The 8,425-nt window shown below is 74.8% G+C and carries 9 protein-coding genes; 3 read left to right on the top strand and 6 right to left on the bottom strand.

Annotation, left to right across the window (positions count from 1 at the left end; all coding sequences use genetic code 11):
• Window positions 1-49 precede the first annotated feature (49 nt).
• Window positions 50-250 carry a DUF1737 domain-containing protein gene (locus tag RIM90_RS22495; RefSeq protein ID WP_309062556.1) on the top strand — a complete coding sequence of 67 codons (201 nt, stop codon included), beginning with the start codon at window positions 50-52 and terminating at the stop codon, window positions 248-250.
• Between the two features lie 84 nt (window positions 251-334).
• Here RIM90_RS22495 and RIM90_RS22490 read toward each other — a convergent pair whose 3' ends face one another.
• On the bottom strand, window positions 335-2,164 hold the full coding sequence (locus RIM90_RS22490; RefSeq protein ID WP_309062555.1) for a bifunctional metallophosphatase/5'-nucleotidase: 1,830 nt from the start codon (window positions 2,162-2,164) through the stop codon (window positions 335-337).
• Between the two features lie 214 nt (window positions 2,165-2,378).
• Between RIM90_RS22490 and mshD the strand changes: the two genes are divergently transcribed.
• Window positions 2,379-3,305: a mycothiol synthase gene (gene mshD / locus RIM90_RS22485; protein WP_309062554.1), complete on the top strand. Its 927-nt coding sequence runs from the start codon at window positions 2,379-2,381 to the stop codon at window positions 3,303-3,305.
• Between the two features lie 92 nt (window positions 3,306-3,397).
• Here mshD and RIM90_RS22480 read toward each other — a convergent pair whose 3' ends face one another.
• The 5 genes from RIM90_RS22480 to RIM90_RS22460 all read right to left on the bottom strand — a co-directional run bounded on the left by RIM90_RS22480 (window position 3,398) and on the right by RIM90_RS22460 (window position 7,934).
• A complete protein-coding gene (locus RIM90_RS22480) occupies window positions 3,398-4,033 on the bottom strand; it encodes an ABC transporter (RefSeq protein ID WP_309062553.1) in 636 nt (211 codons plus the stop codon).
• Window positions 4,021-5,547, bottom strand: a complete 1,527-nt coding sequence (locus tag RIM90_RS22475) for an ABC transporter permease (protein ID WP_309062552.1) — start codon at window positions 5,545-5,547, stop codon at window positions 4,021-4,023. Before RIM90_RS22475 ends, RIM90_RS22480 begins: the two co-directional genes overlap by 13 nt.
• Entirely contained in the window at window positions 5,544-6,404 is an 861-nt protein-coding gene (locus RIM90_RS22470; protein WP_309062551.1) for an ABC transporter ATP-binding protein, read from the bottom strand. The genes RIM90_RS22475 and RIM90_RS22470 overlap by 4 nt, the downstream gene beginning before the upstream one ends.
• A 106-nt stretch (window positions 6,405-6,510) precedes the next feature.
• Entirely contained in the window at window positions 6,511-7,386 is an 876-nt protein-coding gene (locus RIM90_RS22465; RefSeq protein WP_309062550.1) for a zf-HC2 domain-containing protein, read from the bottom strand.
• The gene (locus RIM90_RS22460) at window positions 7,383-7,934 is read right to left on the bottom strand and encodes an RNA polymerase sigma factor (protein ID WP_309062549.1); all 552 of its coding nucleotides are present in this window, start codon (window positions 7,932-7,934) and stop codon (window positions 7,383-7,385) included. The genes RIM90_RS22465 and RIM90_RS22460 overlap by 4 nt, the downstream gene beginning before the upstream one ends.
• Before the next feature lie 110 nt (window positions 7,935-8,044).
• Here RIM90_RS22460 and RIM90_RS22455 point away from each other — a divergent pair.
• Window positions 8,045-8,425 (top strand): GntR family transcriptional regulator (locus RIM90_RS22455; protein WP_309062548.1); only part of this gene is annotated, 381 nt, incomplete at its 3' end.

Genomic DNA, 8,425 nt, shown 5'->3' with positions numbered 1-8,425 from the left:
GCGTTGAGACGGAGACGAGCGGCGGAGCGCCTGTGCCACGCTGGGCGGCATGAGGACACCACCGGACGGGCTGCCCGTCTACCGCGTACTGACCGGGCCCGACGACGCCGCGTTCTGCCGTCGGGTGAGCGAGGCGCTGGCGTCGGGGTACCGGCTGCACGCAGGGCCGGCGGTCACCTTCGACGGGGAGCGGGTGATCGTCGCGCAGGCCGTCGTGTGGCCGGGGGCGGACGACACGGCCCCGGCGTAGAACGGGCGTCCCGTACACGCGAAGGGGCCGGTGCGCGGCGGCGAACCACCGCGCACCGGCCCCTTCGGCCACCACCCCGTGCGGTTACTGCACGATCGTGATGCGGTCCGCCTTCGGCGGGGCGATCGGGGCCGTGGGCGTCGAGTTGGCCGTCAGGTACTGCTCCAGGGCCGCCAGGTCGTCGAGGCCGACCAGGTCGTTCGTGCCCTGGCCCAGCGTCGGGAAGCCGTCGCCGCCGCCCGCGAGGAAGCTGTTCGTCGCGACGCGGTAGGTGGCCGTCGGGTCGATCGCGGCGCCGTTCAGCTTGATGGAGTCCGTGACGACCCGGTCCGCGCCGGTCCTCGTCAGGTCCAGGGTGTAGGTCAGACCGTCCGAGACCTGGAGGATCTTCGGGGCCGCCGCGTTCGCGCCGCTCACCTGCTCCTTGAGGACCTGGATCAGCTGTGCGCCCGTGAAGTCCTGGAGGTTGACCGTGTTGGCGAAGGGCTGGACCGTGAAGCCCTCGGCGAAGGTCACCACGCCGTCGCCCTCGGCGCCACTGGCCGCGTAGGTGAGGGACGCACGGATGCCGCCGGGGTTCATCAGCGCCAGGTCGGTCTCCGGGTCCAGGGTCCTGCCGTACGCCAGTTGCGCGTCGGCGATCAGGTCGCCGAGCGGGGACTCGGTGCCGTCCTTGGGGATGTCGCCGGAGATGTAGCCGACCGGGCGGTTGCCGATGGGGGCGGCGAGGGTGTTCCACTTGTCGATCAGCGCGGTCATGTCGGGCGCCTTGGGGACGTCCCGGGTGACCACGTGGTTCGCGGACTTCACGGCCGTGCGGGCGATGTCACCGGTCGCGCGGTCGTAGGTCAGCGTGGTGTCCGTGTAGAGGCGGCCGAAGGACGCGGCCGAGGTGACCGTGCGGGGCTTCCCGGACGGGTCGGGGATCGTGCAGGCGTACGCCGCGTGGGTGTGGCCGGTGACCAGCGCGTCCACCTGCGGGGTGACGTTCCTGGCGATGTCCGCGATCGGCCCGGAGATGCCGTCGCCGGCGCCCGGGGAGTCGCAGTCGTAGTTGTAGGAGGAGGACGCCGGGAAGCCGCCCTCGTGGATCAGGGCGACGATCGACTTCACGCCCTGGCGCTGGAGCACCTTGGCGTACTTGTCGATCGTCTCGGCCTCGTCCTTGAAGGACAGGCCCTTGACGCCCTCCGCCGAGACGATGTCCGGGGTGCCCTCGAGCGTCACGCCGATGAAGCCGATCTTGACGCCCTTCTTCTTCCACACCCAGTACGGCTCGAGGACCGGCTTGCCGGTCTTCTCGTCCAGGACGTTCGCCGCCAGGTACGGGAAGTCGGCGCCCTCGAACTCCTCGTCGGTGTAGCAGCCCTCGGTGGGGTGGCAGCCGCCGTTCTGCAGGCGGCCGAGCTCCTTGGCGCCCTCGTCGAACTCGTGGTTGCCGACCGAGGTGACGTCCAGGTCGAGCTTGTTCAGCGCCTCGATGGTGGGCTCGTCGTGGAAGAGGCCGGAGATGAGGGGGGACGCGCCGACCATGTCGCCGCCGGCGGCGGTGATGGAGTAGCGGTTGCCCTTCCGGGCCTCGCGCAGGTGGGTGGCGAGGTACTCCACGCCGCCCGCGTCGACGGTCTTCGTCGTGCCGTCGTGCTGGAGTTCGGTGACCCGGCCGGAGGAACCCGTCGGCGGTTCGAGGTTGCCGTGCAGGTCGTTGAAGGACAGCAGCTGCACGTCCTGGTAGCGGCCCGGGTGGTGACCGTGCGGCTTGTCCTTGCCCCTGCCGTTCTCGCCCGCGCTCGCCGCGCCGGGCAGGGCGGCGGCGGCCAGCGCACCGGCGGTGAGGACGCCGGCGGCGGTCGCGAGGAGACGGTTCGTACGGCGTCTGCGGCGCTGGTGGTGCGCCGGGGATGTGGCTGGCATGCGCCCCCCTGTGGGTCTGCGTGGGTCTGAACGGGGCCGCCGCACAAGGCAGTGGGCCGCCCGGCGCAGCCTAGAGTCAACGCGCGTAGCGCGACAGGGGGTTCATGGTTACGACCTGGTTTACCTTTCGGTGCGGCCATTGCCGTGCCGTTGCCGGCGCCGTTGCCGTCCGTTCTGCGGCGCCCGCCCGCGCCCTCCGCTTACCCTCGTACGCATGACCAGCGACGACATCGCACAGCCCGGCCGGCCCCGCTCGCTCCAGACCTGCGCCGCGCTCTCCCCGGAGCGGACCGAAGAGGTCCTCGCCCTGCTCGCGGAGGCCGCCCGGGCCGACGGGCAGCAGGCGGTGTCCGAGCAGGGGCGGCTGCAGTTGCGCGGCGGGGAGCGGGAGGGGGTCGTGCACCTGCTGCTCTCCGTCGACGGTGAACTCGTCGGGTACGCCCAGCTGGAGGACACCGATCCGGTGGAGCCGCCCGCCGCCGAGCTGGTCGTGCACCCCGCGCACCGGGGCCAGGGGCACGGGCGGGCGCTCGGCGCCGCGCTGCTCGCCGCCTCCGGGAAGCGGCTGCGGGTGTGGGCGCACGGCGGGCACTCCGCCGCCCGGCATCTCGCCCAGGTGCTCGGGCTCACGCTGTTCCGGGAACTGCGGCAGATGCGGCGGCCGTTGGCGGGGCTCGACCTGCCCGAGCCGGTGCTGCCGGAGGGGGTGACCGTGCGGACGTTCGTGCCGGGCCGGGACGACGCGGCCTGGCTCGCGGTGAACGCCGCCGCCTTCGCCCACCATCCCGAGCAGGGCTCCCTCACCCAGCGCGACCTCGACGACCGCAAGGCCGAGCCGTGGTTCGACCCCGAGGGCTTCTTCCTCGCCGAACGGGAGGGCCGGATCGTCGGCTTCCACTGGACCAAGGTGCACGAGGCGGAGGGCCTCGGTGAGGTGTACGTCCTCGGGGTGAGCCCCGACGCCCAGGGCGGCGGCCTCGGCAAGTCCCTCACGACGATCGGGCTGCGGCACCTGGCCGGGAAGGGGCTGCCGACGGCGATGCTCTACGTCGACGCCGACAACAAGGCGGCGGTGTCCGTCTACGAGCGGCTCGGGTTCGTCACGCACGAGACGGACCTGATGTACCGGACGGAGACCTGACCCCGCGCCGAGCGGACACCCGCCCCGTACCGGGCGGGAGACCCGATCCGCCGGGCCGCCCCCTCGACCGCGTGATCCGCCCGGGGCGTCCCTCAGCGGAGGCGCCCCCTCCGCAGCGGCTCCGCCGCGCCCACCGCCGCCACCACCAGCGCCGCGCACAGCAGTACCGCCCACCGGTCGTGGGCCGCCGCCCACCGCTCGTCGCCCGGCGGCACGAACAGGGCCCAGCTCTCCGGCGCCAGCAGGGGCGCGAGGACGGCCGCGAGCAGCAGGGCCGCCGCGACGCTCGGCCCCGGGCGCGGTTCGTCCGTCAGACGGACCGCCACCGTGGCACCGGCGAGCGCCAGTGCGCAGATCACCGCCGCCTCCAGGGTGACGTCACCCACCGGGGGCCGGGTCCCCGAAGGGGTGAGCAGCAGCACCGCCGTCCACCACAGCGCGGCCGGCGGGGCGACGAGGGCCACCCGCAGCGCCTGGCGGGCGGGGCGCCGGGTCGGTACCGGAGCGGTGAGGTGCCGGGCCGGGTCGTCCAGCAGGAAGGCCAGGCCGAGCGCCCCGGTCAGGGCGATCCCCCGCAGCAGGACGAGCGTCTGTCCGTCGGTCGGCTCCGCGCCGGTCAGCGCGGGCGCACCGGCGAGCAGCAGCCCGAGGGTCCCGGCGGCGCCCAGGGCCCGCCACGGCAGGGTGCGCCGCACCGGCCCCGCCAGGGCCCCCGTCACTCCTCGCACGAGTCCGCCTTCCTCGGCCCGGCCACGCCCAGCAGCTCGGCCGCGCGGGCCGTGGTGACACCCGGGGAGGTCAGCTCGGCCCAGTGCTCCTTCACCTTCTCCGCGACGCCGTCCCCCGGCCGTTCCAGCAACCGCCGGACGACGTCCGTCTGGCCCTCCGTCATGCTCATCGGTTCGGTGGGGGACAGCACCACCGCGGAACCGCTGACGCTGTCGTCGAGGCGGACCCGGCGCAGGGCGTCCATCGGGTCGTCCTGCCAGCTCAGGGCGAGCCACATGACGGTGACCATGCGTCCGTCGCACAGTCCCTCCGTCGCCCGCTCACTGCCCGTGACCAGCACCGCGGCGACGGCGGAGGAGAACTCGGGGACCCGGTTGCCGCCCCAGCCGGTGCCCACGGTCACCTGGTGCGCAGTGGCCGACGCGGGGATCGCGGCGTCGCTCTCCAGTCCGTACCGCGCCTCGATCCGCTGCCGTACGAGGAGCCGCCGGTCGTGCGCCGGGCCGCCCGCGAGGGACTGGACCCGGTCCACCACCCCGGCCCAGTCGTCGGCCCGGGGCACCCACTCGGGGAAGGCGCAGTACGTCGACCGGCCGCGCGTGACGCAGGTCTGCTCCTTCTCCGGGTTCACCGAGGCCCGTTCGCGGGCCGCGGTCAGCTCCGGCGACGGCGCCGCTCCCCGCGCCTGCAGGACACCGCCCGTCACCGCCAGCGCGAGGCTCAGGGCGAGGCCCGCCCGGACGGCCCGGCCGCGCCCGCCGGCGACGAGCACCGCGAGGAAGGCCGCGCACAGGGCCGCGCCCGCCAGGTACAGGGCGTGCCAGGCGGCGGGCCGGCCCAGCAGGTCGGAGGGCAGGGTGGTGGCGCTGCCCCCGGCGACGACCGGCGACAGCCACGACAGGCCGTCGGCGCCGTCCGGACCCGTGCCGAGGACGGACGTGAACAGCAGGCAGACCACCAGCAGCGGCGCCGCGAACACCGACCGCACCAGGCGGGCCAGCAGCACCCCGAACAGGCCGAACAGCAGCACCGTCAGCGGCCCGACGAGCAGCTCGGCCGGCGAACCGTGCCCGACCGCGCCCGGCTTGAGCGCCTCCCAGGTGAACTGCGCGGCCACGCACACCGCGGTGAGCAGGGCGGCCGGTACGACGGAGAGCGCGTGGGCCACCGTGCGGCGCCAGGGCGCCACCACCAGCAGCGCGTAGTGCTCCTCGGTGCCGTGGCGCGCGGAGCGCAGTACGGCGAGGTCGGCGCACACCAGGACGGCCAGCCCGACGAGCATCGGCATGCTCTGGGTGGCGCGGTCGGCGTCCTGGAGGGCGGGGTGGCCGTCCCAGGAGCTGCGGGTGCGCCACACGATCCAGGCGGCGTACGCGGCGAAGGCGATGACGACGGGGACGCTCAGCAGCAGCCTGCGCGCCTCGAACCCGGCCAGGGCGAGCACGGCCCGCGCACCGCCGCCGCGTGCCCCGGTGTCCACGGCGGGCGGCTCCGCCACCAGGACCGCGCTCATGCCGCCACCTCCGTGCCCGCGCCGTCGAGGGTGAGCAGGTAGCCGTCCTCCAGGGTGGGTTCGAGGAGGTCGGCGCCGGCGGGCGGATCGCCCACGTTGCGGAAGGTGCCCAGCCCGGTGCGCCAGCCGGCCTTCGCGCCCGGATCCCGCTCCGTACTGCTCCACACCCGCCCGGCGGCCCGTGCGGTCAGTTCGGCGGGGGTGCCGTCGAAGCGGACGGTGCCGCCGGCCAGGACCACGACCCGGTGGCAGAGCATCGCCACGTCCTCCGTCTGGTGCGTGGACAGCAGCACCGTGCGGCCCTCACCGGCCTGTGCGATCAACTCCCTGAATCGCATGCGCTGTTCGGGGTCCAGGCCCACGGTGGGCTCGTCGAGGACGAGGAAACCGGGGTCGCCGACGAGCGCGGCGGCCAGCGCGACCCGCTGCCGCATGCCGCCGGACAGCTTGCGGATCCGCTTGCCGCGCACGCCGCCGAGGCCCACCTCGTCCAGCACGCGCCGCACCTCGCGGTGCCGGGCGGCGCGGTCGGTGAGCTCCTTGAGGATCGCCACGTAGTCGACGAACTCGAAGGCGGTGAAGTCGGGGTGGAAGCCGGGCGTCTGCGGCAGGTAGCCGAGCCGGCGCCGGACCTCCTGCCGGCCGCGCGAGGTGCCCGGGTCGTGGCCGAGCACGGTGAAGGACCCGCGGTCGGCCGGTACGGCGGTGGCGAGCACCCGCAGCAGGGTGGTCTTGCCCGCGCCGTTGGGCCCGAGCAGCCCGGTGACGCCGGCGGACAGCCGCAGCGACACGTCGTCGAGGGCGCGGGTGCCCCCGTGGCGGAGGCTGAGCCCGGAGGCGGAGACGGTGGGGGTCATACGGCACTCCCGTGGACGTCGAGGAAGAGGGAAGAAGGGGGAAAGGAGAAAGGGGAAAGGGAGAAGGAGCGGAAGCGAACGGGGGCGGGGACGGAGACGGGAGCGGTCACGCCGCGTGCGCCCGGCCGGCGTCGAAGCGGTCGCGCAGCAGGACGAGCAGCCCGGCGGCGAGGACCGCGACCAGCGCCGACACGCCCTGCCCGGCCGCGGTGAACGGGGCGAGCGGGTCGTCGGCGTTCACCCGGGCCGCCTCCGCCGTCACCAGCAGCGCGATCCAGCCGCCGCCGACGAGGGACGGCGCGAGCACCGGGCCCAGCCGGGCCGTCAGCGCGAGCCCGGTCGCGGTGAGCGCGAGGGCGGGCAGCAGCCAGCCCAGGGCCCGCAGCCCGTATCCGGGCAGGGCGAGGGTCGCCAGCCCGTTGAGCCCGAGCCCGACGGCGAGCACCGCCACCGTGCGGATCATCAGCAGCCGGAAGCCGTGCGTCGGGGCGACGACCGCCATCTCGTACGTCGGGTCCAGCGCGGGCCCGTACGACAGCGCGACCCCGGCCAGCGGCAGCAGCGGCGCGAGAGCGAGGAAGAGGACGGGCGAGCCGCCGGCCGGGTGCCCCGCGGCCACGGTCACGGTCAGCAGCAGGACGGCGGCGACCGCGCCCAGCCAGGAGCGGCGCAGCCCCGGCGTGGCCGCGAGCAGCCGCGCGGTGTGGTCGGCCACGCCGCAGCGCAGCAGCAGCCCCTCCAGGAGACCGGGCCGGGGCGCGTCCAGTTCGGCGTCGAGCCGCTCCCAGCCGGCGTCGAGGGCGACGGGGTCGCCGACGTCGGCGAGGACGCCCCGGCAGTGCGCGCAGGCGGCGAGGTGGGTGTCGGCGGACCACAGCAGGGGGGCCGCCAACTCGCCGCGCGCGTAGGCCCGCAGGTCCTCCTCGGGCACGTGCCAGCCGGATCCGCCCCCGGTCGCGCCACCCGTCGTCGTGTCCGTCATGCCAGCGCCTCCCGCAGTTGCTTGCGGGCCCGCATCGCCCGCGTCTTGACCGTGCCCGGCGGGATGCCGAGCAGGACGGCGGCCTCACGGGTGGTCAGCCCGTCGACGACGGTGGCCTGGAGCACCGCCCGCAGTTCGGGCGACAGCCGGACCAGCGCGCCGGCCAGGTCCCCGTGCTCCACCCCCGCGAGCACGCGTTCCTCCGCCGACGCCTCGTCCCGGTGCCGCAGCCGCGCCAGGGTCTGCCGCAGCCGGCCGCGCGCCCCGGCGCCGCGCAGGGCGTCGACCAGCCGCCGTGATGCGATGCGCCACAGCCACCCGGCGGCGTCCGCGCCGATCGCGTCCTCGCGGTAGCGGGCCGTGCCGCGCCACACCGCGAGGAACGTCTCCTGGACGACGTCGTCGACGATCCCCGCGTCGGCGCACCGGCCGCGCATCCGGGCGGTCAGCCACGGCGCGTACCGCCGGTACAGCTCCTCGAAGGCGCGCCGGTCCCCGTCCGTCGCGACGGCGCGCAGCAGCTCCCCGTCGCTTCTCGTCTCGCTCACGTCTCCTCATCGCACGAGCCCGGCCGATCGGTTCACACGGCCGCAGTTGACTTTTCCGGGACCCTTCCACCACCCTTTCACTACTCAATTAGTGAAAGGGTGGTTGTCGAGTGGTCGACTACCGCATCGACCGGCACAGCGGCGTGGCCACCTACGTCCAGATCGTGCAGCAGACCAAACAGGCCCTGCGCCTGGGCGTGCTGGTGCCCGGCGACAAGCTGCCCACGGCCCGCGAGGTCGTCGAGGCCACCGCCGTGAACCCCAACACCGTGCTGAAGGCCTACCGCGAGCTGGAACGCGAGGGCCTGGTGGAGGCCCGGCGCGGTCTCGGCACCTTCGTACGGCGTTCGCTGGGCGCCGCCCCCGCCGACTCCCCGCTGCGCGCGGAGCTGGAGGACTGGGCGGCCCGGGCCCGGGAGTCCGGGCTGGAGCGGGAGGACGTGGCCGCGCTCTTCACCGCCGTACTCGAGAAGCACTTCCAGGCAGACCAG

This window comes from Streptomyces sp., assembly GCF_031181555.1.
In the GTDB taxonomy this organism is placed as follows: Bacteria; Actinomycetota; Actinomycetes; order Streptomycetales; family Streptomycetaceae; genus Streptomyces; species Streptomyces fimbriatus.
Note: the sequence above shows the minus strand (reverse complement) of the source record. Positions and strands in the feature narration are given on the sequence as shown.